25 protein-coding genes and 3 pseudogenes are annotated in these 24,358 nt (G+C 64.7%); 15 read left to right on the top strand and 13 right to left on the bottom strand.

The window, feature by feature from the left end; all coding sequences use genetic code 11:
• Positions 1-10: 10 nt before the first annotated feature.
• Complete coding sequence (locus H9L12_RS03275; RefSeq protein ID WP_281399800.1) at positions 11-712, top strand: cation diffusion facilitator family transporter; 702 nt, start codon at positions 11-13, stop codon at positions 710-712.
• The gene (locus H9L12_RS14350; protein ID WP_281399799.1) at positions 664-915 is read left to right on the top strand and encodes a cation transporter dimerization domain-containing protein; all 252 of its coding nucleotides are present in this window, start codon (positions 664-666) and stop codon (positions 913-915) included. The genes H9L12_RS03275 and H9L12_RS14350 overlap by 49 nt, the downstream gene beginning before the upstream one ends.
• Before the next feature lie 92 nt (positions 916-1,007).
• On the opposite strand, the gene arsB is transcribed toward H9L12_RS14350, so the two are convergent.
• The 4 genes and pseudogenes from arsB to H9L12_RS03255 form a co-directional block, all read right to left on the bottom strand.
• Complete coding sequence (arsB, locus tag H9L12_RS03270; protein WP_187542600.1) at positions 1,008-2,072, bottom strand: ACR3 family arsenite efflux transporter; 1,065 nt, start codon at positions 2,070-2,072, stop codon at positions 1,008-1,010.
• A pseudogene (gene arsC / locus H9L12_RS03265) lies at positions 2,065-2,471 on the bottom strand (arsenate reductase (glutaredoxin)). The gene arsB and the pseudogene arsC overlap by 8 nt, the downstream one beginning before the upstream one ends.
• The gene (locus H9L12_RS03260; RefSeq protein ID WP_187542599.1) at positions 2,468-2,938 is read right to left on the bottom strand and encodes an ArsI/CadI family heavy metal resistance metalloenzyme; all 471 of its coding nucleotides are present in this window, start codon (positions 2,936-2,938) and stop codon (positions 2,468-2,470) included. The pseudogene arsC and the gene H9L12_RS03260 overlap by 4 nt, the downstream one beginning before the upstream one ends.
• Positions 2,935-3,276: an ArsR/SmtB family transcription factor gene (locus tag H9L12_RS03255; protein WP_187542598.1), complete on the bottom strand. Its 342-nt coding sequence runs from the start codon at positions 3,274-3,276 to the stop codon at positions 2,935-2,937. The genes H9L12_RS03260 and H9L12_RS03255 overlap by 4 nt, the downstream gene beginning before the upstream one ends.
• 87 nt (positions 3,277-3,363) lie before the next feature.
• Here H9L12_RS03255 and H9L12_RS03250 point away from each other — a divergent pair, with 87 nt between their 5' ends.
• Both H9L12_RS03250 and H9L12_RS03245 read left to right on the top strand, forming a co-directional pair.
• Positions 3,364-4,047 (top strand): NADPH-dependent FMN reductase, encoded by a 684-nt coding sequence (locus H9L12_RS03250; RefSeq protein WP_343060475.1) that lies wholly within the window; start codon positions 3,364-3,366, stop codon positions 4,045-4,047.
• Positions 4,048-4,340: 293 nt separating this feature from the next.
• Positions 4,341-5,513, top strand: a complete 1,173-nt coding sequence (locus tag H9L12_RS03245; RefSeq protein ID WP_187542596.1) for a DUF1996 domain-containing protein — start codon at positions 4,341-4,343, stop codon at positions 5,511-5,513.
• Here H9L12_RS03245 and H9L12_RS03240 read toward each other — a convergent pair.
• A pseudogene (locus tag H9L12_RS03240) lies at positions 5,510-6,270 on the bottom strand (competence/damage-inducible protein A). The gene H9L12_RS03245 and the pseudogene H9L12_RS03240 overlap by 4 nt on opposite strands.
• Positions 6,271-6,392: 122 nt before the next feature.
• Here H9L12_RS03240 and H9L12_RS03235 point away from each other — a divergent pair.
• A complete protein-coding gene (locus tag H9L12_RS03235) occupies positions 6,393-7,580 on the top strand; it encodes a glycosyltransferase family 4 protein (protein WP_187542595.1) in 1,188 nt (395 codons plus the stop codon).
• Positions 7,581-7,623: 43 nt separating this feature from the next.
• The gene (gene map / locus H9L12_RS03230; RefSeq protein ID WP_187542594.1) at positions 7,624-8,451 is read left to right on the top strand and encodes a type I methionyl aminopeptidase; all 828 of its coding nucleotides are present in this window, start codon (positions 7,624-7,626) and stop codon (positions 8,449-8,451) included.
• Here the strand turns inward: map and H9L12_RS03225 are convergent.
• A complete protein-coding gene (locus tag H9L12_RS03225) occupies positions 8,448-9,200 on the bottom strand; it encodes a phosphocholine cytidylyltransferase family protein (RefSeq protein WP_187542593.1) in 753 nt (250 codons plus the stop codon). The genes map and H9L12_RS03225 overlap by 4 nt on opposite strands.
• A gap of 134 nt (positions 9,201-9,334) precedes the next feature.
• Between H9L12_RS03225 and H9L12_RS03220 the strand changes: the two genes are divergently transcribed.
• From H9L12_RS03220 to H9L12_RS03190, 7 genes are all read left to right on the top strand, one after another.
• Complete coding sequence (locus H9L12_RS03220) at positions 9,335-9,673, top strand: P-II family nitrogen regulator (protein WP_187542592.1); 339 nt, start codon at positions 9,335-9,337, stop codon at positions 9,671-9,673.
• A 19-nt stretch (positions 9,674-9,692) separates the two neighbouring features.
• Positions 9,693-9,917, top strand: coding sequence for a helix-turn-helix domain-containing protein (locus H9L12_RS03215; protein WP_246450538.1), 225 nt, complete (start codon positions 9,693-9,695; stop codon positions 9,915-9,917).
• 47 nt (positions 9,918-9,964) lie between these two features.
• A complete protein-coding gene (locus H9L12_RS03210) occupies positions 9,965-10,258 on the top strand; it encodes a hypothetical protein (protein WP_187542591.1) in 294 nt (97 codons plus the stop codon).
• A gap of 85 nt (positions 10,259-10,343) precedes the next feature.
• Positions 10,344-10,586 carry a YgaP family membrane protein gene (locus H9L12_RS03205; protein ID WP_187542590.1) on the top strand — a complete coding sequence of 81 codons (243 nt, stop codon included), beginning with the start codon at positions 10,344-10,346 and terminating at the stop codon, positions 10,584-10,586.
• A gap of 43 nt (positions 10,587-10,629) precedes the next feature.
• Positions 10,630-11,400: an exodeoxyribonuclease III gene (gene xth, locus H9L12_RS03200; RefSeq protein WP_187542589.1), complete on the top strand. Its 771-nt coding sequence runs from the start codon at positions 10,630-10,632 to the stop codon at positions 11,398-11,400.
• Positions 11,401-11,517: 117 nt separating this feature from the next.
• The gene (gene glnA / locus H9L12_RS03195; RefSeq protein ID WP_187542588.1) at positions 11,518-12,930 is read left to right on the top strand and encodes a type I glutamate--ammonia ligase; all 1,413 of its coding nucleotides are present in this window, start codon (positions 11,518-11,520) and stop codon (positions 12,928-12,930) included.
• Positions 12,931-13,046: 116 nt separating this feature from the next.
• Positions 13,047-13,967: a PilZ domain-containing protein gene (locus H9L12_RS03190; RefSeq protein WP_187542587.1), complete on the top strand. Its 921-nt coding sequence runs from the start codon at positions 13,047-13,049 to the stop codon at positions 13,965-13,967.
• 23 nt (positions 13,968-13,990) lie between these two features.
• Here H9L12_RS03190 and H9L12_RS03185 read toward each other — a convergent pair.
• The 4 genes and pseudogenes from H9L12_RS03185 to H9L12_RS03170 form a co-directional block, all read right to left on the bottom strand.
• Positions 13,991-15,278 (bottom strand): annotated as a pseudogene (locus H9L12_RS03185) (MFS transporter).
• Positions 15,278-19,432, bottom strand: coding sequence for a translocation/assembly module TamB domain-containing protein (locus H9L12_RS03180; RefSeq protein WP_187542586.1), 4,155 nt, complete (start codon positions 19,430-19,432; stop codon positions 15,278-15,280). The pseudogene H9L12_RS03185 and the gene H9L12_RS03180 overlap by 1 nt, the downstream one beginning before the upstream one ends.
• Positions 19,433-19,434: 2 nt before the next feature.
• Positions 19,435-21,426: an autotransporter assembly complex protein TamA gene (locus tag H9L12_RS03175; protein WP_187542585.1), complete on the bottom strand. Its 1,992-nt coding sequence runs from the start codon at positions 21,424-21,426 to the stop codon at positions 19,435-19,437.
• A gap of 63 nt (positions 21,427-21,489) precedes the next feature.
• Complete coding sequence (locus tag H9L12_RS03170; RefSeq protein ID WP_187542584.1) at positions 21,490-21,699, bottom strand: hypothetical protein; 210 nt, start codon at positions 21,697-21,699, stop codon at positions 21,490-21,492.
• A 111-nt stretch (positions 21,700-21,810) separates the two neighbouring features.
• On the opposite strand from H9L12_RS03170, the gene H9L12_RS03165 reads away from it, so the two are divergent.
• Entirely contained in the window at positions 21,811-21,978 is a 168-nt protein-coding gene (locus H9L12_RS03165; RefSeq protein WP_187542583.1) for a hypothetical protein, read from the top strand.
• Here the strand turns inward: H9L12_RS03165 and H9L12_RS03160 are convergent.
• Positions 21,975-22,625 (bottom strand): S24 family peptidase, encoded by a 651-nt coding sequence (locus H9L12_RS03160; protein WP_187542582.1) that lies wholly within the window; start codon positions 22,623-22,625, stop codon positions 21,975-21,977. The genes H9L12_RS03165 and H9L12_RS03160 overlap by 4 nt on opposite strands.
• A gap of 270 nt (positions 22,626-22,895) precedes the next feature.
• Here H9L12_RS03160 and H9L12_RS03155 point away from each other — a divergent pair, with 270 nt between their 5' ends.
• Entirely contained in the window at positions 22,896-23,228 is a 333-nt protein-coding gene (locus H9L12_RS03155) for a hypothetical protein (RefSeq protein ID WP_187542581.1), read from the top strand.
• A gap of 16 nt (positions 23,229-23,244) precedes the next feature.
• Here the strand turns inward: H9L12_RS03155 and H9L12_RS03150 are convergent, their stop codons facing one another.
• Together H9L12_RS03150 and H9L12_RS03145 are read right to left on the bottom strand one after the other, a co-directional pair.
• A complete protein-coding gene (locus H9L12_RS03150; RefSeq protein WP_187542580.1) occupies positions 23,245-23,799 on the bottom strand; it encodes a hypothetical protein in 555 nt (184 codons plus the stop codon).
• 14 nt (positions 23,800-23,813) lie between these two features.
• On the bottom strand, positions 23,814-24,356 hold the full coding sequence (locus H9L12_RS03145; protein ID WP_187542579.1) for a DJ-1/PfpI/YhbO family deglycase/protease: 543 nt from the start codon (positions 24,354-24,356) through the stop codon (positions 23,814-23,816).
• Between the last annotated feature and the right edge of the window lie 2 nt (positions 24,357-24,358).

Below are 24,358 nucleotides of genomic sequence, written 5' to 3'. Positions count from 1 at the left end.
GGAGTGAAGCATGGCACATGATCACGGCGGGGGTGCCCACAACCACGCGGCCGGCGCGAACAGCAAGATGCTGGCCATCGCGCTTGGCCTTACGACGGCCTTTCTGATCGCCGAACTGATCGGCTCGTTCGTCTTCAACAGCCTCGCGCTATTGTCCGACGCCGCCCACATGTTCACCGACAGCGCGGCGCTCGCCATCGCGCTGGCGGCGGTGAAGATTGGTCAGCGACCGGCCGACGATGCACGAACCTTTGGCTATCGCCGGTTCGAGATCCTCGCCGCCGCGTTTAATGCGCTGCTGCTGTTCGCCGTGGCCGGCTATGTTCTGTGGGAAGGCATCGGTCGCTTTTTCGAGCCGGCCGAAGTCCAGTCTACCGGCATGCTGATCGTCGCGGCGATCGGCCTTGTCGTGAACCTCATCGCCATGAAGCTGCTCTCGGCTGGCAAGGAAAGCAGCCTCAATGTGAAGGGTGCCTATCTTGAAGTCTGGGCGGACATGCTCGGCTCAATCGGTGTCATCGTTGGCGCTCTCGTCATCATGTTCACCGGCTGGCAGTGGGTTGATCCATTGGTCGCAATCGGGATTGGCTTATGGGTGCTCCCCGCACCTGGATCCTGCTCAAGGACACCACCCAAATCCTGCTGGAAGGCGTGCCGCGGGGAATGGATATTTCGGCGATCCGAGCGTCGATCGCGGCAACGCCGGGAGTAGGCGGCGTCCACGACCTCCATGTCTGGTCCCTATCGAGCGACGAGCACAGCCTGTCGACCCATGTTGAACTGGCCAACGGGGCGGATTTCGAGACGGTCAGGACCGCCGTCGCCAAAATTCTGCACGACCGCTACGAAATCGAACACGCCACGATCCAGGTGGAGCGGGAAGCATGTGACGATGCAGACGGGTTGCATCGATGAGAATTATTTCGAACCCTATGACATTCGCGTGAATATGTCATTCGCCGAATGGCTGAAGTTGGCCGATAGCGGCTTGACCGGTTACGGCGGCGCTAGGCCGTAAGCGGACGTTCGTACCAGCGGCGTGTTCGCTTCACGATCGCCACCACCGAGAGCATCACCGGCACCTCGACCAGCACACCAACCACGGTCGCCAGCGCGGCGCCCGACTGGAGACCGAACAGGCTGATCGCGGCAGCCACGGCCAGCTCGAAGAAGTTGCTGGCCCCGATCAGTGCCGCCGGCGCCGCGACGCACCAAGCCACCCCGAACCGTTTGCTGAGCCAATAGGCGAGACCGGCGTTGAAGTAGACCTGGATAAGGATTGGGACAGCGAGAAGGGCGATCACCATCGGCTGTGCAAGAATGGCCTCGCCTTGGAAGCCGAACAGCAGCACCAGCGTGGTGAGCAGCGAGACGAGCGACACCGGACCTAGGCGGCGAAGCAAGGCATCGAGCGCCGGCTGACCCCCACTCTTCAGTATGGAACTGCGAACGACCTGAGCCACGATCACCGGCACCACGATGTAGAGGACCACCGAGAGCAGCAACGTGTCCCACGGCACGGTGATCGACGCCACGCCCAGCAACAACCCAACTAGCGGCGCGAAGGCGAACACCATGATGATGTCGTTCAAGGCGACCTGACTCAGCGTGTAGTGCGGTTCTCCCTCGCAGAGGTTCGACCACACGAAAACCATCGCAGTGCAGGGCGCAGCTGCAAGCAGGATCAGCCCGGCGATGTAGCTGTCGATCTGGTCGGCGGGCAGCAGCGGGCGGAACAGCCAACCGATGAAGAGCGTACCGAGCAGCGCCATCGAGAAGGGCTTGACCGCCCAGTTGATGAAGAGGGTCACGCCGACGCCGCGAAGATGCTGGCGGACCTGCCCCAAGGCGCCGAAGTCAATCTTCAACAGCATCGGGATTATCATCAGCCAGACCAATGCAGCGACAGGCAGATTGACCTTGGCAACCTCGGCCTTGGCGATGCCCTCGAAAAGGCTAGGCACCGCCGCACCTAGGGCAATTCCGACCACAATGCAGAGAGTGACCCAGATCGAGAGGTAACGCTCGAAAGTCGAGATCGCGGGCTTTGCTAATGCAGCTGCGTCAGCCATTGGCCGGAACCACTTCCCCGTCTTCCTTGACGAAGTCACTCGTCAGCGTTCGATCCAGCACCGCAAGCACTTCCTCCGAGGGCGGCAAAGCCTGACACCTCTCGGTCCCTCCACGATCGGCCGATTGATGAGGATGGGGTGCGCCAGCATCGCGTCGATCAGGCGCTCATCGCTGAACGATAGGTCGTCGAGGCCAAGCTCAGCGTACGGCGTGCCCTTCTTCCGCAAGAGATCTCGCGGCGAGATGCCCATGCGCACAATCAACGACGTCAGCTCTTCCCGGCTCGGCGGCGCCTCAAGATAGTGGATCACTTCAGGCTCGATGCCCGTCGCCTTGATGAGCGCCAGCGTGTTGCGGGACGTCCCGCAAGCCGGGTTGTGATAGATCGTGGTCGTCATCCGCAGCAGCTCACCTTCGCAGGCGCGATCGCTGGCGCGCAGCAAGCATTGTCGGCGGCATTGTCGGAAAGCGCCGTCAACGTCGGACTATCTCCGTAGACGGTGGCTTCGCCGTTCGTGAAGAAGGCCTCCCAGACGACGCCATCCGGGTCGGCGATCCAGCTCTTCTCCGACTTGGCGTAGCAGCAGGTTGTCGCCCCTTCATCAAGCACGGGGCGGTCGGCCGCCTTCAGGCGATCGTACACTTCGGTCAGCTCCTCGCTGCTCTCTACCTGGATGCCGAGATGTTCGATGCCCTTCGCTGCGTGGTTGCCCGATGAGATGGCGAAGTTCACCCGGGGATCATCGAGCATCCACTTGGCGTAATCGCCCTTTCGGACAGTGGGCTCTGCCCCGAACAAGGTCGAGTAGAAGCCGACAGACCGATCAAGATCTTTCACGCCGACGTGCACGTGCAAACGCTTCATGCGGATTTCCTTTCTGGATGTGCGGTGTCGCAGGCCGCGGCCGGCCCGCAGTCGGTCCCGGCGCAGCAATTCTCGAGCAGGAAGGCTACGAGGCCGTTCATTGCTTGATAGTTCGCCCGGTAGATGAGGGAGCGATGCTGACGCTCCTGCAGGATAAGGCCAGCATTCCTAAGCTGGGCCAGGTGGAACGACAGAGAGCTGCTTGGAACACCCAGCGTCTGCGCGATCTCGCCAGCTGGCATGCCGCTCTCGCCTGCTTTCACCAGCAAGCGGAAGAGGGTGAGGCGATGTTCCTGCGCGAGGGCCGCGAGGGCCGCGACTGCATTAACGGTATTCATCGGACTCTCCTCACTTCGACAATAGTCGAAATGACATAGGTCAGAGAATATGTCAACGACTATTCTAGAAATGTCGAAATAAGCTGGATGGTGACACTCGTTGGCAGTAAAGAGGTCACCATGGCTCTCTCTTACCTCGCCTTCCTCGGCTCAACCCGCGACAGCGCGCCACCTCGTCCCGCGAGACTTGGTCTTCGGGTAGCGAGGGCATGCATGCGGTTGCTGGAGCAACGCGGTGCGCCGGAGCTGATTGATCCGCTCGACTGGCCTTTGCCGCAGCCGTTCAAGCCGCATTTCTCGTACGCTCAAAACATGGCCCCACCCGATCTGGAGGCGCTTGCTGCCAAAATCCGGGCGGCTGACGCCTTCGTCATGATTAGCCCGGAATATAACCATTCGATGAGCCCGGCCTTGGCCAACCTGCTCAACCACTTCGGCTCGTCCCATTTTTCCTGGAAGCCGAGCCTGATCGTCACCTACTCGGCAGGCCAATGGGGCGGCACGCGCGCAGCCATGGCGATGCGGCCTTTCCTCTCGGAACTCGGCTGCTTGCCGGTGTCAGCGATGGTGCATGTTCCCGAAGCTCATTCCGTTTTTGATGAGGATGGAGCCTATCTCGAAGGAAACGATGGTTCTCGCTGGGACGGCTACATCGGACGCGGACTTGATCAGCTTGCCTGGTGGGCCGAGGCTGCCGCCGATCAGCGGGATCGATCGGGCGAGGCTACAGGAGCCTTCGTTCGGGACCCATCACAGCGCAACGCTCCCTGAGCGAGCGTCTGCTTACGGGTGGCTCAGAGCATCGCCTACATGACCGATAAGGGCGCAAAACGGTCACTCGACCCCAACCCGATAACTATAACCCGCTTACTCGTTGACGGCCTCACCGAACTGTATCACACAGTGTTTTGCGAACGCTATTCAACCTTGGATTTCCGCCATTTTCGTCGGACCTTGGAAGTGGGACAGATTCCCTTCACCCGCTCCATTCGGCGCCCGTTCAGCGCAGCTCCTTAAATTTGGCACCAGAACCATCGTCGCTTAGGATCTGTAGGCCTTGGAGAATGCCGCCTGTGTTCGTTGATCTGCCCTCGGCGCCAATTGCGCCCGTTCAAGAACAGGCTTTTTCCGCGGGGGTGGGTCTTCCGACGGTCGCCAGCGGCTTCGACGCGGAGCGGAACCTGATTCGCGGAATTCCCGTCGCGAACAGCAGCGCACCGGACGTCGTTGGCGCCTTTCGCTTCGTCTGCGGCGGCGAGGGTCAATTGTCGAACGACGACCCCATTCTGTACCCTTCCCAGCCGGGAAGAAGCCATCTCCACCAATATTATGGCAACCTCGAAGCCAACGCACATTCGACCTATCAAAGCTTGCGGGCCTCCGGGAAATCCACCTGCAACTGGTCGGAGACGCCCGGCAATCGCTCCGGTTACTGGATGCCTGCCATGCTTGACGGGCACGGCCATGCGGTGCGGCCGGACGCGGTATCGATTTATTACAAACGCCGCCCGATCAGCGACCCGGCATGCGCAGATCGCAAGGGCATGCATGAAGGGAAATGCGTTCCGCTACCCAACGGATTGCGTTTCATTTTCGGATGGGACCCGGTGAACCCTGCGAGCACCCCGACCGGGGCCGCTTACTTCGATTGTACCGGACCAACCGCAAAGCCTGGCCATTATGCCAATCTGAGAGAGGCAGCCGCGGCCTGCCCATTCGACCCGTCAATGCCCGCCGACCAGCAAAATCAACTTGGTGCCGTGATCAATGCGCCGATGTGCTGGGACGGCAAGAACCTCGATAGCGCCGATCATCGAAGTCACGTCGGCTACCCGGTGCTGGACCATAATTTCGGTAAATGGAAATGCGACGCCGCGCACCCTTATGTCATTCCCGCCTTCACAATGGGCGCTTGGTATACGGTCGACGCCAACGTCGGCCTGTGGCGCCTGTCGTCGGACTCGATGGCTCCCGGCGCAGTGCCGGGATCGACTTTTCATGCCGACTGGTTCGGGGCATGGGATGAAAAGATCATGGCCACTTGGATGGACCATTGCATCAACAAACTACTGACCTGCGCGGGCGGCAACTTGGGCAATGGAACGATGATGGATGGTGCGGCCGTTCCCACTTACGGCTGGCGCCAACCCATCGCGAAGCGACTAGTGCCGCTATCCAGCATCCCGACCACCTTGCCGAATGGAATGCCCAGGGCAGGCCACGGAGACCGGGACTAAATTCCGCCTTCGGTAACGGCGAATCCGGCGCCGCGAAGCTTGTCGGCCAGTTCGTTGGCTACGCGTCCGGCCAATTCACCGTCATCGGACCTCACGACGAAATTGCTGCCGACACGGCCTTCCTTGAAAAACGGATAGCTGCCGATGGAGATGTTGTCGTGCGACCGCTCTGCGTCGCGAAGAAGGCTGGCCACTTCGCTTTCGGGGATGAAGCCGCCGATGGTGACGGACACAATCGGTCGTCCGCCCTCAAGTTGCCCTGTCAGGCCTTCCAGCATGCCGGCGGTGATGTGCGGGACGCCGGCCATCAGCAACAGGTTGCCGATGCGGATGCCCGGCGCGCCCGACACCGGGTTCGGGATCAGGTCGCCGCCGTCCGGCACCCGCGCCATCCGCAGGCGACCCTCATTCAGCCCCCGCGCGCTTCGTAGTAGCGCTCGAGGATCGCGCGAGCCTCTGGGTGGATGACGACGGGGACGCCCAACGCATGCGCGACCGCGTCGACGGTGATGTCGTCATGGGTCGGTCCGATCCCGCCGGTGGTGAAGCAATAATCGTAGGCCTGGCGGAGTGCGTTGACCGCCTCGGCGATGCGCTCGATGACGTCCGGCACCACGCGCACCTCGGCCAGACGGATGCCCTGCACATTGAGCCAGGTGGCGAGTTGGGCGACATTCCTGTCCTGGGTCCTGCCTGACAGGATCTCGTCACCGATGACGACCATGCCGGCGGTCCAGATCCGCTCAATTTCAGTCATGGTGGATGTCCCTTGTCATTCGACCACCCTACCGCCGCGAAGCCAGTCCGCAATGCCCGAGCCCGTCGATTGACGCTCTGATTGGTCCACCCTACCTCCCCCACAGCAAAGGGAGTGCGGCGTTGGGCAAGGCCAAAGAGGTCATTGGCTACTTGAGCGGACCGGTCGACGGGCCTGCCGTCTACGCCAAGTGGAAAGCGGGTGAGGCGCTCGATTATTTCGGCACCAGCTACCTTAGCCAGTTCCTGACCGTGGTGCGCGATCGCGGCGCCAGGCCCGTGATCGTCACCTACAATGACCAACCCGACAGCCGGATCGAGGTCGACGATGCGGTCTTCTACAACATCCGGCGCTTCGAATATCCCGGTCTCGGGTACCACCGCGACGTCATCCAGCGCATCCGTCGCTCGGCCGATGTCATGATCGACGAGGGCGCTGCCACCGTCGTGATGACGGAAAGTTCGCCCTATTGGTTCGCGGCCCGCAAGATGGGTCGTCGAGGGACCAAGCTCTTGCCGGCGCTTCACGGTCAACTGTGGAGCACGCATCGCGCCAAGCGGCTCACCCACCGGATACTGGAATGGTTCAACGGGCGCTGGTTCTTCCGGCCGTTCGTTCGGCAAACGATCGTCGCATCAGATGCCATTGCCCGGCAGGTCGAGCAGATCACGGAACGCTTGCGCCCGCAACCGCAGGTTTTCCTGCCGACATATGATCCGGCCGCCTTCGCCGCCATCCCAGCGCCGGTCCGGGGACCGTCCGAACCGTTTCGGATACTGGTCGCTGGCAGGATCGAGGCCGACAAGGGCGTGTTCGACATGATCGCCGCCGGGCAATGGATGAAAAGGCGCGGCCTGGATTTCGAGTTTCACTTTTGCGGTGAGGGGACGGCGCTTGCCGCCGCGAAGCACGAAGCGGCCGAAGTGGATTTGTCGAACCAGTTCGTCTTCCACGGGTTCTGCAAGCGCGACGAATTGATCACGATGTTTGGCCGCTCCCACGCAGTCGCCGTCCCGACCCGATCGGAGCTGGAGGAAGGCTTCGCGATGATCGTTGCCGAGGCGGTGCTGGCCGGACGTCCGGTCGTCACCTCTCGGGTGTGTCCGGCGCTGGCTTACGTCCGCCCCGCCGCGGTCGAGGTGCCGCCCGACGACGTTGCCGCTTATGCCGCGGCGTTCGAGCGGCTGATGACCGACCGCGACTTTTACGACGCCAAGGTTGCGGCGACGCGGCAATGCCAGGCGCAGTTCTATGACCCTGCCAACAGCTATGGCGCCAAGCTGGCCGAGGCGCTCGACGCGCTCGGCTGAGCGACCCTCGCCAATCACGTCGCCAGCACCTATATGGCTGGCAATGACCGAATATCTCACCGTCAGCCCCGAGGACCGGGCCGAGCCTCGTAGCCACGTCATCAAGCTCCACGGACCGGAGGGCTTCGAGGGCATGCGCACGGCCGGACGCCTCGCCGCGTCGATCCTCGACGAATTGGCGACCAAGGTCGTGCCGGGTGTCACCACCGGTGAAATCGACGAGTTGGTCTACGAATTGACGCTGGCGGGCGGAGGAATCCCCGCGACGCTCGGCTACCGCGGCTATACCAAGAGCTGCTGCACCTCGATCAACCACGTCGTGTGCCATGGCATTCCCGGCGACAAGGTCCTGAAGGACGGCGACATCGTCAACATCGACGTCACCCCGATCCTCGATGGCTGGCATGGCGACACGAGCCGCATGTTCCTGGTCGGCGATGTACCGATCAAGGCGCGCCGTCTGGTCGACGTCACCTATGAATGCCTGATGCTTGGACTGGAACAGGCGAAACCGGGCAACCGCCTGGGCGACATCAGCGCTGCAATCCAGCGCCACGCCGAAAAGCACCGCTACGGCATTGTCCGCGACTTCTGCGGCCACGGTCTTGGCCGACTGTTCCATGACAGCCCCGAGGTGGTCCATGCCGGCCGTCCCGGCACAGGACCGGAGCTTCGCCCCGGCATGTTCTTCACCGTCGAACCGATGATCAACATCGGTCGCGGCGACGTGAAGCTGCTCGACGATGGCTGGACTGCGGTTACCCGCGACCGTTCGCTATCGGCGCAATTCGAACATTCGATCGGAATTACCGAAGACGGGCACGAGGTTTTCACGAAGAGTCCGAACGGGCTCGACCGGCCGCCCTACTAAGCCGCGCGGCTCGCGCCGGCTTCGTCCCAGCGCTGCGCCAGCGCGTCGGCGTTGACGACATCGGCCGGGAAGTCGACCTCGCCCCATTCCTCGCCGGAAATATCCAGCGTCCACACGTCCGTCTTCTGGGCGATGTGATGGATGACGCGAAGGTACCAGATCGTCGTGCCTTCGGCGGTACGAATGGCGCTCTCGATGGCCTGACGGAAGCGGGCGGCGCCGTCCCCGCGGAACGCGAGCAAGCCGATGGATTCGGCGTTCACGTTCGCCATCGGCAGGCGCTTGCCGATCGCATGAAGACGGCCCTCGCCGTCGACGACGACTTTCATGTCATCGGCGTCATAATCTTCCTTGCGGTCGATCGTGACGCTGATGCCCTGGCGGTCATTGCCAAGCACCCGCGCCATCAGCGCTTCGCTGACCAGCGTATCGCCGTTCCAGACCAGCACATCGCCCTCGAGTTCATCGCGGGCGACATAGAGCGAGCCGAGGTTGTCGGCGACCTTATAAAAGGGATTGTAGATCGTCCGCACCCGGGGGCCGCCGACCCGTCGCGCCAGTGCCGCCTCAATCTGGTCGTCGCGGAAACCGGTCACGACCACGACGTCGTCGATGCCGTTGGCTGCAAGCGTGTCGAGCTGACGGTCGAGCAGCGAACGGCCCGCGAACTCGATCAGGCACTTTGGTCGATCGGAGGTCAGGTGCCCAAGCCGCGATCCTTGGCCGGCAGAAAGGATAATCGCCTTCATGGCGGGCTCTTTGGCGGCAAATTGCGGCCAACTTTTGGCAGAGCGATGAACGAAAGTTGACGCTTTCCGGTCAGGGTGGCGCGCTCCTGCCCTCATGACTATGCTTGGTGCCGGACCAGCGCGACGGAGGCACCGTGAAGAAGATCGAAGCGATCATCAAGCCGTTCAAGCTCGACGACGTGAAGGATGCGCTTCACGATGTCGGCGTCAGCGGGATCACGGTGACCGAGGTCAAGGGCTTCGGCCGGCAGAAGGGTCATACCGAGCTTTATCGCGGCGCCGAATATGTCGTCGACTTCCTGCCAAAGGTGAAGGTCGAGGTAGTCGTTGACGACGGCCTTGCCGACCGCACCGTCGAGGCGATCGAGAACGCCGCGCGCACCGGCCGCATCGGCGACGGCAAGATTTTCGTCATTCCCGTCGAGACGGCGATCCGCATCCGTACCGGCGATCGCGGCCAGGACGCGATTTGACCGACCTGCCCCTGCGCCGATGACCGAGTCCGCCCACAACCCGGAAATGCTGGCCTCGATGGCGCCGGAAGAGCTTCGCAACCTCATGCGCAAGCTTGGCTACAAGACACAGGCGGATCTTGCCGCCGCCATTGGGGTCAGCCGGTCGGCGGTCAGCCTTTGGCTTGAGGGCAAGGTCGGCGTGCCGCGCCCGGTCGCGATGCTGCTGCGGATGCTGGTGGGCGCCCAGCGCCGTCCCTATTGACGCTTAAACCGCCCTATTTCCTCGACCCCGCAACGCGGGAGCGCCTCATGGCGCTCGCTGACCTTGTCGAGGCACGGCTCGGTCTCACGAACATCTCCATGGCGATCGTCATCCATCGCGCGGCCGAGGTTGCCGAGGGCCGCCGTTACTGGCTGTCCCTCGCCGTCGACCGCCACCCCGCTATGGTTCGGGCGCTTCGGCGATGTTTTCCGCGCCGCCGAACCGGCGAATTTCAGGCGAGGATGGGCTCGCTCGGAGATCTTGAACTGGCGGGCGTCGATCGTGTTGAGATCGACCGGGCGATCGCTAGGTTCCGAACGCTCGATCCGGCCTCCTTTTGACGGTTGGAATCTCTTTGCGACGCACTTAGGATTGCGTAACGTTGCACACGCCTGTTGCTGTGAGCGGTGAACACAGGGGATTATAATGGCCAGGAATATTGGACCTGAAGATCGTGTCGTTCGCGTCGTCGCCGGTCTCGGCCTCGCATTGCTCATCTATCTGAAGATCATCGAAAGCCAGGCGGCCAACATCGTCACGGGCGTGATCGCCGCCTACCTAATCATCAGCGGGCTGCTCGCCCGGTGCATCTTCTACAAGATGGTCGACGTCGACACGTCGGTTCAGGAGCAATCCTACTCCACGACGGACGATCGCTCCGGCCTCTGATCCCACTCGCCGAACCAGCTCGCCGTTGGCGAGTTGAACGGCGGTGAGGATCGCGACTTACAACGTCAACGGCATCAACGGCCGGCTGCCGGTGCTTCTCCGCTGGCTGGCCGAAGCCGCGCCCGACGTCGTCGGCCTCCAGGAACTCAAGACCAGCGACGACCGCTTCCCGGCACTGGAGCTCGAAAAGGCCGGATATCGGGCGATCTGGCATGGCCAGAAGAGCTTGAATGGGGTTGCCATCCTGGCGCGCGGGCTCGACATCGTCGAAACACGTCGCGGGCTCCCCGGTGATCCGGATAACAGCCAGTCGCGGTACATCGAGGCGGCGATCGGCGGAATGCTGATCGGCAACATGTACCTGCCCAACGGCAATCCGAAGCCCGGCTCCAAATTCGACTACAAGCTGGCCTGGACCGACCGCTTGGCGGCGCATGCCGCGACGCTGTTCGCGGTGAAGGCGCCGGTCGTGCTGATGGGCGACTACAACATCATCCCGACCCCGTCGGACGTCTACAAGCCCGAACGCTGGATCGACGATGCCCTGTTCGCGCCGGAAGCGCGCGCTCAATTTGCCGCGCTGCTCGAGGCCGGATGGGTCGACGCGCTGGCCAAGAAACATCCCGAGAAGCCGCCCTACACGTTCTGGAAATACTGGCGGAACAGCTTCGAACGCGATGCCGGGATGCGAATCGATCATGTCCTGCTCAACCGGCCCGCGGCGCGCAAGTTGAAGGCGGCCGGCGTCGATCGGACGCCGCGCGGCTGGGACAAGACCAGCGACCACGCCCCGGTGTGGGTCAAGCTAGGCTGAACAGCGTCAAATATTCACCCTGCCCGTGACTCGCGGCGTCCGCGCTGGGAAAGGCGAGCCATGCCGCGGCCGGGGGGCCGTGGATGATTCTTGCACCGCATCTCAAGGGAGCCGACCATGGCCAGCGCCGCGTCGAAAATACTCAAGCTGATCGAAGATAGTGAGATCGAATATGTCGACCTCCGCTTCACCGATCCGAAGGGCAAGTGGCAGCACCTCACCATGGTCGCGTCGGTCATCGACGAAGACATGCTGACCGACGGGTTCATGTTCGACGGAAGCTCGATCGCCGGCTGGAAGGCAATCAACGAGAGCGACATGATCCTCATGCCGGACCTCGACGCGACCTATGTCGATCCCTTCTCGGCGACGCCGATGCTGATCCTGGTCTGCAACATCGTCGAGCCTTCGACCGGCGAGCTATACGCCCGCGACCCCCGCTCGACCGCGACCCGCGCCGAAGCCTATCTGAAGCAGACCGGCATCGGCGACACCGTGTTCGTGGGTCCCGAGGCCGAGTTCTTCATGTTCGACGATGTCCGTTTCGAAGACAGCTATTCGACCAGCTACTTCAAGCTCGACGACATCGAACTGCCGGGCAACACCGGCCGCGAATATGAAGGCGGCAACCTCGCCCACCGTCCGCGCGCCAAGGGCGGCTATTTCCCGGTCGCGCCGGTCGACAGCGCCGTCGACATTCGCGGCGAGATGGTCTCGACCATGCTGGAAATGGGCTTGCCTTGCGATAAGCACCACCACGAGGTGGCGGCCGCGCAGCACGAACTCGGCCTGACCTACGGCAAGCTCGTCGAAACAGCCGACCGCATGCAGGTTTACAAATATGTCGTGCACATGGTCGCCCAGGCCTATGGCAAGACGGCAACCTTCATGCCCAAGCCGATCGCTCAGGATAACGGCAGCGGCATGCACACCCACATGTCGATCTGGAAGGGCGGAAAGCCGCTGTTCGCCGGCAATGGCTATGCGGGGCTCAGCGAGACCGCGCTCTACTTCATCGGCGGCGTCATCAAGCACGCCCGCGCGCTCAACGCGTTCACCAATCCGACGACCAACAGCTACAAGCGGCTGGTACCGGGCTTCGAGGCGCCCGTGCTGCTAGCCTATTCGTCGCGGAATCGTTCGGCCTCGTGCCGTATCCCGTACGGCGCGGGCGAAAAGGCCAAGCGCGTCGAATTCCGCTTCCCGGATGCGATGGCCAACCCGTACCTCGCCTATGCGGCGCTGCTGATGGCCGGTCTCGACGGCATCCAGAACCGGATCCACCCGGGTGAGGCGATGGACAAGAACCTTTACGACCTTCCGCCGGCCGAGCTGGTGCAGGTCCCGACGGTGTGCGGATCGCTGCGCGAAGCGCTCGGTGCGCTGGCCGACGACAAGGAATTCCTGCTGAAGGGCGATGTATTCAGCGCCGACCAGATCGACGCCTACATCGAACTGAAGTGGGAAGAAGTGTTGCGCTGGGAAACCACCCCCAGCCCGGTCGAATTCGACATGTACTATTCGTCGTAAGACAGGTCCAAGGCGCGGGACCCGGCGGTCCCGCGCCAATTTTATAACGCTGGTTACCCTATCGTAACCTTCACTGGCGCATCATTGGCCTCGACATGTCATGTGAGGTCAAATCGATGAACAAGTTCCGGTCGTCACTGATCCCCGGTCGCGAGCAAGCGGCGTCGGCGAATCCGCTGATCAGGGGCAAGAGCACCCGTGGCGTCGAAAGCGACAACCTCACCTCAATTCCCATCGACCGCGCGGAGGCACGAACCGCCGACCATCGTGAGGGCGATCGCCATCGTTTGAGCGAGGAACTGGTCAAGGTCGATCACAACGGCCGGTCGAGCGACGCGGAACTGATCAACCTGTCCGGCGGCGGCGCCATGGTTCGCGTGACCTTCATGCCGCGCCTGTGGGATCGGGTTGATCTCCACCTTGGCAACGGCAGCCCGATCGAGTGCGCCGTCCGCTGGGTTCGTGGCGACCGCGTGGGCCTTGAATTCGCGCACGAAACCAAGATCGAGGGTGACGCCGCCAAGCGCGACGCCGTCCTGCTCGATGTCATCCAGCGCACCTTCGCGTCGGTCGAAGCGATTCCCGCTCCGCCTGCGCCGGAACGGGCGAGCCATGAAACGGCCGAGTCCGACGAGGAATCGCGTCGCGGTGACCGTCGTCATCCACTGATCTGGACCGGCCAGCTGTTGTACAACCACGACATGCACCCTGTCCGCCTTCGCAACATCAGCTCGTCGGGCGCGCTCGTCGAATGCGCTCACAGCTTCCCCGAAGGCGTCGAGATCATGCTCGACCTCGGCGCCGGCGTGCAACTTTTCGCGACGGTCAGTTGGTGCCGGGGCGACCAGAGCGGCCTGGCGTTCACCGAGGCATTCGACCTGTCGCGCCTGGCCGAAGCCCGGGCGCCGGAAGTCACCCCGCAGCGCTGGGTCCGCCCGGCTTCCTCGACAACACCGCCAACAATGGCTCGCCGTGGGACAGTCAGTGGAATCGCGCGTCGATCGCGGAGCTCCGCGAGGACCTCGAAGGCTTCATGAAGCGCTAGCTTCGACGGCGGCCGTCAGCCTTCAATCAGGCTGGTCGCCTTGGTCTCGCGCATCGTGGCGTAGGTGATGAGGCTGAGGCCGATCATTCCCGCGACGTACCAGTAGAACGCGGATTCGTAGCCACTGTCCTTGAGCCATAGGGCGACGCTTTCCGCCGTCCCGCCGAACAGCGTATTGGCGATCGCATAGGGCAAGGCCACGCCCAGCGCGCGGATGTGACCGGGAAACAGCTCCGCCTTCACCACGGCGTTGATCGAGGTGTAGCCGGTGACGATCACCAGGGCCGCCAGCACCAGCAGGAAGGCGGTCAGGGGATCCCGGACCTGTTCGAGCGCGGTGAACATCGGGACGGTCAGCACCATGCCTGCCAGTCCGAACGCGATCATCAGGGGCTTTCGTCCAATGCGATCGCTGAGCAGGCCGGCCAGCGGCTGCAAGGCGATGAATACCGCCAGCGCCGCGGTCATGATCCACGACGCGGTGACCTTGTCGAATCCGACGGTGTTGGCGAGGTATTTCTGCATGTAGGTCGTGTAGGCGTAGAAGGCGAGCGTCCCGCCCGCGGTCAGCGCAATGACCAACAAGGCCTCGCGCGGATGGTCGCGGAACAGGTTGAGGCCGCTCGACGCCTTCCGCGCCTCCCCTGCGCGGCGACCATCTCGAAACTCGGGGTTTCCGTCAGCCGGCGGCGAAGGAAGAAGACCACCACGGCGAGGACGGCCCGGTCAGGAAGGCGATCCGCCAACCCCAGGCGGTTAACGCCGCTTCGCCCAGCATCGCCTGCAGCGCCAGCAACAGGAACAGGGCCAGCAGCTGGCCGGAAATAAGGGTCACGTACTGGAAGCTCGACCAGAAGCCGCGGCGCTTTTCGCCCGCCATTTCGGACAGGTAGACCGCGCTCGATCCATATTCCCCGCCCAGGCTCAGGCCCTGCAGCAACCGTGCGGCGACAAGGATCGCCGGCGAGACAATCCCGGCCTGGGCATAGGTCGGCGCCGCGGCGATCATCAGCGATCCGGCGCACATCATCCCGACCGACAGCGTCAGCCCCGCCTTGCGGCCGTGTTGATCGGCATAGATGCCCATCACCCACGCCCCCACCGGCCGCATGACGAACCCGACCGCGAACACCACCGCGGTGGACAGCAGTTGCGCGGTCGGCGAAGCCTCGGGAAAGAAGCTCTGCGCGAAGTAGAGCGAGAAGGCGGCGTAGATGTACCAGTCGAACCATTCGACAAGGTTGCCTGCCGATCCGCCGACGATGTTGAGCAGCCGCCGCCGCTGATCGGGCTCTGCCGCCATCAATAATCCTTTGAAATACGGACGTTGGCGCTCGTCCGTCCAATCGTCGAAACCGATGACAGCAGCGAGAGCCAGCGCGTGACCTGATATTCGACCCGCGTGGCTGAATAGCCCTGGCCGTCGGTAATCACCTCCACGAACAGCTTGCGGCCGATATATTTGCCGGCGGAGATGGCTGTCTTCTGCCCGGTCGCGATGTCCGCCGGCAGGATGCGCAGCCGGTCCAGCCCGACCGCGCGCCGTACGGCGTTGATCGGGTCCAGGCTGCCGGTACCGCTATTGAGGGCGGCCACGGCACTCGCAAGCTGCAGCGCTTCGGGTGCCGACAGGTTGGTGATCGATGTCCCGAACAACAGGCGCGACAACAACTCGTCCTGCGGCAGCGCCGGGACCGAAGCGAAGCTGATTTCCGGCTTGAGGCCCGTCCCGCGAACCAGCACCGATGCGTCAACGCCCTGGACTTGCGCCTCGGCCCGAATGTCGAGCAGCGGATCGGGTGGGCTTTCACCGCGGAAGCGGATGACGCCGCGATCGAGCCGGAAGACCCGGCCTGCGAATTCGTAATTTCCGCGCACCAGGTTCGCCGTGCCGGTCGCGGCGGGCGAGGCAACGTTGCCGCCGATCTGCAGATTGGTCCGCCAGCGGCTGTCGATGCCGAGCCCGCGAACGTTGAGTTCACCGGCGACCTTCACGTCGAGCCGCCACGGCGACAATTGGCGGACCTCGATCACCTCGGCCGGATCGAGGTTGATCTCGCGAACCTTCAATTGCGGCACCTTGGCCGCGGCGCTGGCCTGGCCCAGCGTGAAGCGTCCGGACACGAGCCGCAGGTCGCCGGAAATGACCCCGCCGTTCCCGTCGGATTTGATGCGGAGCGGCCCGGTGACGTTGGCGGCCAGATCGTCACGGTCGAGAACCCGCGCATTCTGCGTCTGGAAGGCGAGATCGAACGCCGCCATGCCGCCCGAGAAGTCCACCGAGCCGCGGCCGGCCAGCGATCCTCCGCCCGGCGTGGCCCCGCTGATCTGGTCGAGCGTCAGCCGCGGTCCGGCGAAGCGACCGCGAGCGGTAAGACCTGTGATGACCGTGCCGGTCACGGCGCTCTCGATCCGGGCGCCCTGTGCGCGAAGCGACCCGCGGATCTGCGGATCGATCATCCGTCCACCGATATCCGCGCCGATCGCGATGGGCCCGGACAGGTCGAACACTTCGACCCCCGACAGGCGCCACAGCGTATCGGCCGGCCCGGCGTAGCGCACCTGCATCAGCATCGGCGCGTTGAGCAGCGCCGCGACGGTCGGCCCCGCACCCAGCGGCGCGAACCGCCCCTGCGCCCGGCCGATGGTCTTGCCGCCGGATACCGCGACCGCGCGGAAGCCGGCCTTGCCGCCGTCGAGTACCCCGGCGAAGCCAAGGTCGATCGGTTGCGATGTCAGCACCAGGCCGGCGCGGCTCAGCCCCCGAACCTTGAGGTCGGCGCGGCCGCTCGGGCGGTTGCCGTCAAACCGGTAATCGACCGTGCCGCTGGCGACCCCGGCAAGCCCGAGCTTGGGCCAGAAGATATCCAGCAGCTGCAGCGGCATCGACGAAATGTCGGCGCGAAGCGCAGGCTGCGCTCCGGTCCGTCCCGATAGCGTCCCGACCCCGCCACCGAAACGCACTCGCGTGGGCGCGACCACCCAGGCATCCCCGTCGCGGCGAACGTTCATCGTCCCGTCGATCATGAGAGGCCGCCGGTCGATCGTCCCGCGCCCGGTCAGCCCTATGCTGTCGGGCGTAATCCGCGCCAACGTGACGAACTCGAAGGCGTTGCCCCTTCGTCCCGCCAGCGCGGCGCGGACCTCGCCCGATCCGTTGACCAGCTTGGCGTTGGCGGTCAGCCGCGCCAGGCTGACGGTGCCGTACTTCAGGCCGCGGGCCGTCAACGTTCCGTCGATGGCCGTCTGCCCTTCGGCAAGCAGGACATGCCCGTCGATCCGCCCCGCACCGATCGTGATCGGCGTCGGACCCGGCAGGCTGGCGTTGGCCAGCGCCAAATGCGCTTCGATCCGCTGGTCCCCCTGCTGCGGCGCAAACAGCAGCCGCCCGTCGATCCCGCCGCCGGCCAGCGTCAACTGGCCGTTGAAGCCGCCGGGATCGCTGCGCAACCGCCCCGTTGCGGTCGTTCCGGCTACGCGGAGCGCGGCAACATCGATGACCGCCGGCGATCCCTTGGGCAGCTGGATTTGCCCGTCCGACGTGAACGGGCCCAGCCGCGACTGGCCGGATGCCGTGTAGTCGAAGCCCGCCGCCGTCGGCTTGAGCAGCAGCCGCATGGCGCGAATGCCCATCGCGTCGTTGGGCCGGTCGAGCAGAAGGTTAACCGCCGGCCGCTCGATTGGTCCATCGAGCACCATCCGCACCGGCCCGTACTGCGACTGCCGTCCGCTCGCCTCGATGTGGAAGGTGCCATCGCGGCGGCGATAGCCTTGGCCGGACAGCCTCAACGTCGGAGAGTAGAGCTGCAGATTGCGGAGGCGCAGAATGCCGTCGGCACCCCGCTCCAGGTCGGTCGTCAGGCGGGGCAGTCCGCCCATCAGCCCGGCGGAGAAGCTATTGTCGAGCCGCCGGACCCACGCCTGCGCCTTGCCCACCACACGCGCCTTGCCGTTGGGTCCGGGCACCACGCGAAGGTCGGTCAGCACATCGACCAGGCCGATGCCTGGGATGAGGTAGCGCTTCAGACCGCCCGACAAGGTGACGTCGAACCGGCCGGTGCGCAGGTCGACGAGCAGCGCCATCTTGCCCGCGACCTTGTCGCTCTTCAGCGCCAGATTATCACCGCGCACTAGCTGGGGCGTCACCGCGAGCATGCCCTCGACCGACAAGTTGCGAAGGATCCCGCCGGCCACGTCGCCGATCCCGGTGATCGCCCGCGCCTGCAGGCGAAGTGGCACCCGCATCGGCCACGGCGCCATTCTTCCCCGTCCCTCGGCGCGCACATCGACAAAGCCGGTATTGTCGAACGCGACCTGCGGACTGGTCAGGCGATAGGAATAGTTGGCCGTCGCGAACGGTCCGTCGAGCGTCATCAGCAGGCGCACATTCCGCCCGCTCATGTTCGGGAACAGCGCGCGCGGCTGGATCAGGTCAGCGCCGACGCTGGCGCCGCGAAAGGCGTTTGCAGCAAGGTCGAGCGTTCCCGCCGCCACCGCGCGCATCGCCGGCGAGGCCAGGGTCAGCTGCCCCTTGAGTTGGCGATCCTTGAGCTGGGCATTGCCGGTTACCCGAACCGTTGGCGCGGTCAGTCGCCGCACCTTCCCACCGGCGAAAGGCGCTGGACGAAGCAGTCCGGACAGGCGGTATCTGCCCGATTCCGTGACGAGCTCCAGCCCGGCCGCTTCGATCCCCGACAGACGCAATTGCGCCCTTCCGCGCCAGCGGGTCCAGCCGCCATTGCCGGTGATCACCGCCTCGACCGGCCGCTTCGATCCGGCCAGCGCCGGCAGGAAGCCGTTGGCTGGAGCGCTTGCCCGAAGCTCTAGGTCGAACCGGTCGCGGTCGGGGTCCGCGTCAAGCAGGATGGCGAGCCGGTCACCCCCGCTCATCGCTCCCTGCAGATTGATCATCGCCCGGCCCGCGCGAATGTCGGCACTGCCCAGTACGCGCCCCAACTGCGGTCGTCCGCTGACCGCGGCGCCGACCTCCAGCCGCCGGATATCGAGCTTGCCGATGTGAATGTCGAAGCCCGGAAGCAGCGGTCCCTTCTTCGTGCTCGGCCGCAGCTTGGGCAGGCGATCGAGCCGAACCCGGTCGGCTTCGATGCGGTCGATGTGAAGGCTGTTGTAGAGCCAGGAGAGCGGTGCCCATTCGAGCTCGATCTCCGGGCTCGACAGGAAGACGCCTTGCGGATCCGATACCTGCACGTTTCTGAGGCGGGACGTGCCGAACAACGACCCGTCGATCCGGCCAATCCGGATCTTGAGCCCGGTCGCCGTCTCCATACCCGCGATGCGGTCGACCAGGAAGCGATGACCCGGCGCCGTGTCGAGCGCGACGAGGCCAACCATCGCCAGAATGGCCAGCGACACGATCAGTGCAATCAACTCGCCGAGCAGGCGGCGGGGCCACGACGGGCGGCGGATCGCTGCGACTGGTTCGTCCCCCTCCGTCATCCCTAGAACGCCTGCCCCAGGCTGACCGTCACCGCGATCCGGCTGTCACCCGGCTGGCGGTTAAATGGCGTCCCGACATCGATGCGGATGGGGCCGAAGCTCGAATAATAGCGCGCACCCACGCCGGCGCCGAACTGCCAGCCCTTGAAGTCGGGCTTCGCCTTGGACGACAGGGTGCCGCCATCGAAGAACGGAACGATGCCGAAATTGCCGAGACGGAATCGCCCTTCGACCGCGAACTCGGCGAGGCTCTTGCCGCCGATCGGGTTGTTGTCCGCATCGCGGGGTCCGAGCGCCTGATAGCCATAGCCGCGCACGGAACCGCCGCCCCCTGCGTAGAAACGCCGCGACGGCGCAATATCGTCGCGGCCCGCGCCGAGGATTTGTCCGACCCGCACCCGCCCGGCGATGACCAAGCGGTCCGAAACCGGCTGGTACGCGCTGGCATCGACTTGCGCCTTGGCATAGCCCGACGCCCCTCCCTGCAACGAGAGTTCCGGGCTCAATCGCCCGCCCAGCCGGAAGCCACGCGTGGGGTCCAGGAGATTGTCGCTGCCGTCGTAGGTCAGGCTTGCCGGTAACGCGCCGATGAAGAAGGTGCGTCGCCGTTCCTCGGCGGTGGCGACGATCGTGTCGCGCTCGTCCGACGCCACCAATTCGGCGCCGATGCTCCAGGTCCAGCGCTTCTGGAAGATGAAATTGCTCTGCCGCTCGAGGCCGGCGGCAAGCGACAGGGTCTTGGCCTCATAAGCATCGCGGTCGATGTGACTGGCCGACGCGACGGCGTAGATCGCCCGGTCGCGCCGGCCGAAATTGTTTCGACGGACCGTCGCCGAAGCGAGCTGTTCCTGGGTTCCCGCAACCGCGCGGAGCGTCAGCGCGCCTTCGGGATTGAAAAAGTTGCGATGCTGCCAGCTGGCCTCCGCGCGGATGCCCTCACCGGTGCCGTAGCCAAGCTCTCCCGCGATCGTCCGCATCGGTGCCGGTTCGAGCTTGACCGCCAGGTCGATCGTCCGCCCTGCATCGATTGGCACCTGGCGAACCTCGACGCTCGACACCAGCCCGGTCGCAACCAGCGCCCGGCGAAGGTCGTCGACATCGGCCTGGTCAAAACGGTCGCCCCGCTTGAACCGGGCGATGTTGCCGACGTGACGAGCACTGAACGGGGGCCTGCCGCTGACGCTGATGGATCCGAACTTCGCCACCGGACCGGGAGTCACCGGAAGCACCAGCCGCGCCTCGCGCGCTTCGTGGTCGATGACGATGTCCTGTTCGCCGATGTTGGCGGTGGCGAACCCGCGCTGGCCGAGTTCGACCTGGAGCGCGATGCCCGCGGCAATGACCTTTTCGGCCACCACCGGGTCGCCGGCCTTGACCGCGAAGGCGGCGCGAAGATCGTCGCGGTCGCTCGCCGCGCCGTCGAGACCGGGAAGCTCGACCCCGGCGAAGCGGTATCGCTCGCCGGGCGTCGCCGCCAAGGTCACCGCGACCGAACCGCCGGCCGTGTCGATCTGCGGCTCGACCTCGGCGTCGTAATAGCCGTCCGCGCGAAGCAATTCCGCCAGCAGCTCCGAGTCCGCCCGGGCCCGACGATCGATTTGTGCGGCGTTGACCGGCTTGCCCTCTCCCTCGACCAATGCCGACTGCTCGTCGAACTTGTCGCGCAGCGCATTGGCCTCCTCGACACTGTCCATCCCCGACAGCGCGACGGAGTAACGGCGCAGGGTGGCGAGATCGTCGGTGGCGCCCGCCGTCACCGGACGCGCTGCGGGATCGGTCGGGTCAGCGACCGCGTCCGGCGCGTTCATGTCCGGCCAGGCGACACCGATGTCGGTCATCGGGTCAAGCGGCGCGGAAGGATCGAGTCCGCCGGGGTCGGTAGCGGGCGGCACCGTGGGCGCGACCTGCGCCCGCGCGAGGGCAGGCGTCAGGTTCGACGCCGCCCCAGCCGCCAGCAGGATGAACGCGGCTCCCCGGCCCGAACCAACCACCATGGCGGCAGACCTAGCACGGGCATCGCGGCGCGCCACCCCCGCCACTGAGGGCAGGCGGCAAAATTAATGAATGCTGCCGTGCACTTCGTCGCTGGCGAGCGTGGCGATTACCCGTTCGATCTGGCGCCAGTGGCAGAAACGGACGACGTTGCCGTCGCTGCGGCTCTGCTCGGCCAGGATCGCGGCCTCGAACCCGGCGTCGTCGCCATAGGTGTCGATCAGCCGGTGGGCGTCATCCAGTGCACCCCGGCCGTTGATGAACATCGCTTGCATGGCGACGCTGTTAGGCGCGTCCGCGTTACGACCACGCGCACGAAGGCGGTGAACGGCTCGCTAACCATAGCTGGCTGGAGCGCGTGGCCGGATCGTGCCATGAGCGCGGCCATGACCAAGCGCCCCTCCGCCGCCGGCGGCTTCTTTCTGATCGTCGCGATCATCGCCGGTTTCGTCTGGGGCGTGCTGCGCGGTGACCCACTTGGCGGCGCACTGATCGGCACGCTCATCGGGACGGTGCTCGCCATCATCGTCTGGCTTCTCGACCGGCGGTCCTAACCAACCCGTCCACCGGCCCAGATCACCCGGCCGATGATGTCGAATTCGTCGAGGTTACGGTTGGGCCAGTCGGGATAGGCCGGATTGTCCGACTGTACCGTCACCTGCTTGGCGAAGGGGTGAAGGGCGAGCCGCTTGACCAGCAGCATCTCGTCCACGCGAAGGACGTAAATGCCGTCGCGCAGCCGGTCGCCGGTGTCGTCAAGGTCGACCAGGATGTCGTCGCCGGCATCCAGGGTCGGCGCCATCGAATCGCCTTCGACGCGAATGACCGACAATCGGCTGGCCGACGAGTTGGTCATCGCGCGAAGCCAGCGCTGGTCGAACGCGAAATAGGGCCTGGCGGCCTCGTCATGGCCAAGCGCGCCCGGACCCGCCGAGGCACGCGCCGCAACACGCGCTACCGGCACCAAAGCTCCCGTGTCCAGCTCCGGATCCGCTTCGGGCGCACCGAGCATCGATTCGGGGATGCTGAAGTAACGGGCAAGTACGCGCCGCTCCCGTTCCGGCAGGCGGCGGGGCGTCCCCTTCCTCAGAAACTGTTGAATATAGGCGTCATTTCGCCCCAGCAGACGGGACAGGCCGGCAAGGCTTTCCCCCCGCTCCGCACATAGTTTCTCCAGGATGGCACGAGAATCATCAGACATGGCAAATTGACCTTAATCATAGGAAAGTGCCTAGACAAGTAGGAAACGCATTGGAATTCAGCGACAGGCCGAGTCGTGATCGAATCAGTTAGGAAGCACCGTGCATCTTCTCCGGGAACTCGAAAAATTCCTCCAAAACAGTAACATGCCCCCTGCCCGTTTTGGCCGTGAGGTCATGGGCGACCCCCGCTTCATCTTTGATCTTCGCAACGGACGGGAGCCGCGCCCGCGCACCGTCCGACGGGTTCGTGCGTATCTGGAGTCGGTCCAATGATGCGTCCGCCCCTGTCCTCCGCCGCTGCCGGCCTGCTGCGCGGTATCCTCGCCAGGGCTGCGGTCGGCCGCGAAAGGGTTTTGCTTATCGATTTCCGCTCGGTCGATTGGCAATCACTTACTTTCGTCGGCGAACGCCATGAAATGCGCCTCAAGATCCTTGGGCCGGACGCACGGGTCGTTGCCGATCGCCTGCTGCAAAACCTGGCCGAGGCCGAATGGACGGTCCCCGGCCAGATCGTCGCCGACATGGCGAGCGGTGCCCCGCCCGTCGAAGGAGACGACGGCTCGATCACGATTGCCCTTGAAGCGCTGACGATCGTCGAATGACGATGAGGTGCGGCGCTTAGCGCAACGAGCGGCGAATATCGTCGAGCGCCGCGTGAAGCGCCGCACTGGCCACGCTCGACCGTGGCCCATGGCCCGATGCGGCGACTGGCACTTCGGTTCGGACGCGGTTGCGCGCCCCGTCGAGCCACTGATCGATCCGCTCCGCCAGTTCGCCGGGCGCGGCAATCGTCTCCGGCGCGAACAGCCTGACCACCCGCGAATCCTCGGCGATCGGCGCGATCGGATCGTCGAGCAGAAGCGCGTCATCGCCCGCGCTCGCAACGACGTCGAGCAGCAGGACGTCATCGGGGAAGTCGACCAGTTCGAAGCCGGCCTGAGCGATCAGTTCGCCCTTCACCTGTCGCATCGCGGCAAGCCCGACCAGCGTCATCGCCAGCGCCGCGGCGATCCCGCTCGCGACCGGCGCCAGCGGAAACACATTCGCCGGGGCCAGGGCGAATCCAGCGAACCCGCTCGCAAGCCCTAGCGATGACGCCGCGGTCCAATCCGCAATGCGGTCACCGATTTTCTGTTGGTCCCACCCGTCCATGCCGCCGCTTATGGCGGCCAAAGGTCACTAGGCCCTTAATCGCGCGCCTCGATCGCCGCGATCAGCGCCTCCGTGAAGGCCGGCACGTCGTCGGGATTGCGGCTCGTGACCAGGTGACCGTCGGTCACCGCCGCCTTGTCGATCACCTCGCCGCCGGCATTGCGGAGATCGGTTCGGATCGACGGCCAGCTCGTCACCGTCTTCCCGCGCACGATATCGGCTTCGACGAGCAGCCAAGGACCGTGGCAGATCGCCGCCACCGGCTTTCGCGCGGCGTCGAACGCCCGGATGAGGTCGATGGCCTTGGCCTCCGTCCGCAAGCGGTCCGGATTGCCCACCCCGCCGGGCAGCAAGAGCGCGTCATAGTCGCCCTCATCCGCCTCGGCGATCGTCAGGTCGGGCGCGATCGTCCTGCCCGGTTCGTCGTGCACCGTCGCCTGGATCTCGTCACGGTCGATCGAGGCCAGCGTCACCTTCGCACCCCGTTCCAACAGGATGTCGCGCGGGCCGAACAGCTCGCTCTCCTCGAACCGGTTGGTGGCCATGATCAGGACGTGGGCATCGGAAACCTTGGGCATCT

It is taken from the genome of Sphingomonas rhizophila (genome assembly GCF_014396585.1).
In the GTDB taxonomy this organism is placed as follows: domain Bacteria; phylum Pseudomonadota; class Alphaproteobacteria; order Sphingomonadales; family Sphingomonadaceae; genus Sphingomicrobium; species Sphingomicrobium rhizophilum.
This window is presented reverse-complemented; position numbering and strand designations above follow the sequence as displayed.

Bases quoted from the DNA above. Each gene is read 5' to 3' on its own strand.
- H9L12_RS03255 (WP_187542598.1), bottom strand. From the start codon at position 3,276: ATGAATACCGTTAATGCAGTCGCGGCCCTCGCGGCCCTCGCGCAGGAA.
- H9L12_RS03245 (WP_187542596.1), top strand. From the start codon at position 4,341: ATGCCGCCTGTGTTCGTTGATCTGCCCTCGGCGCCAATTGCGCCCGTT.
- H9L12_RS03215 (WP_246450538.1), top strand. From the start codon at position 9,693: ATGACCGAGTCCGCCCACAACCCGGAAATGCTGGCCTCGATGGCGCCG.
- glnA (WP_187542588.1), top strand. From the start codon at position 11,518: ATGGCCAGCGCCGCGTCGAAAATACTCAAGCTGATCGAAGATAGTGAG.
- H9L12_RS03250 (WP_343060475.1), top strand. From the start codon at position 3,364: ATGGTGACACTCGTTGGCAGTAAAGAGGTCACCATGGCTCTCTCTTAC.
- H9L12_RS03170 (WP_187542584.1), bottom strand. From the start codon at position 21,699: ATGCAAGCGATGTTCATCAACGGCCGGGGTGCACTGGATGACGCCCAC.
- arsB (WP_187542600.1), bottom strand. From the start codon at position 2,072: ATGGCTGACGCAGCTGCATTAGCAAAGCCCGCGATCTCGACTTTCGAG.
- H9L12_RS03190 (WP_187542587.1), top strand. From the start codon at position 13,047: ATGAACAAGTTCCGGTCGTCACTGATCCCCGGTCGCGAGCAAGCGGCG.
- H9L12_RS03175 (WP_187542585.1), bottom strand. From the start codon at position 21,426: ATGGTGGTTGGTTCGGGCCGGGGAGCCGCGTTCATCCTGCTGGCGGCT.
- H9L12_RS03275 (WP_281399800.1), top strand. From the start codon at position 11: ATGGCACATGATCACGGCGGGGGTGCCCACAACCACGCGGCCGGCGCG.
- H9L12_RS03205 (WP_187542590.1), top strand. From the start codon at position 10,344: ATGGCCAGGAATATTGGACCTGAAGATCGTGTCGTTCGCGTCGTCGCC.
- H9L12_RS03160 (WP_187542582.1), bottom strand. From the start codon at position 22,625: ATGTCTGATGATTCTCGTGCCATCCTGGAGAAACTATGTGCGGAGCGG.
- H9L12_RS03155 (WP_187542581.1), top strand. From the start codon at position 22,896: ATGATGCGTCCGCCCCTGTCCTCCGCCGCTGCCGGCCTGCTGCGCGGT.
- map (WP_187542594.1), top strand. From the start codon at position 7,624: ATGACCGAATATCTCACCGTCAGCCCCGAGGACCGGGCCGAGCCTCGT.
- H9L12_RS03210 (WP_187542591.1), top strand. From the start codon at position 9,965: ATGGCGCTCGCTGACCTTGTCGAGGCACGGCTCGGTCTCACGAACATC.
- H9L12_RS03165 (WP_187542583.1), top strand. From the start codon at position 21,811: ATGACCAAGCGCCCCTCCGCCGCCGGCGGCTTCTTTCTGATCGTCGCG.
- H9L12_RS03225 (WP_187542593.1), bottom strand. From the start codon at position 9,200: ATGAAGGCGATTATCCTTTCTGCCGGCCAAGGATCGCGGCTTGGGCAC.
- H9L12_RS03145 (WP_187542579.1), bottom strand. From the start codon at position 24,356: ATGCCCAAGGTTTCCGATGCCCACGTCCTGATCATGGCCACCAACCGG.
- H9L12_RS03260 (WP_187542599.1), bottom strand. From the start codon at position 2,938: ATGAAGCGTTTGCACGTGCACGTCGGCGTGAAAGATCTTGATCGGTCT.
- H9L12_RS03180 (WP_187542586.1), bottom strand. From the start codon at position 19,432: ATGACGGAGGGGGACGAACCAGTCGCAGCGATCCGCCGCCCGTCGTGG.
- H9L12_RS14350 (WP_281399799.1), top strand. From the start codon at position 664: ATGGATATTTCGGCGATCCGAGCGTCGATCGCGGCAACGCCGGGAGTA.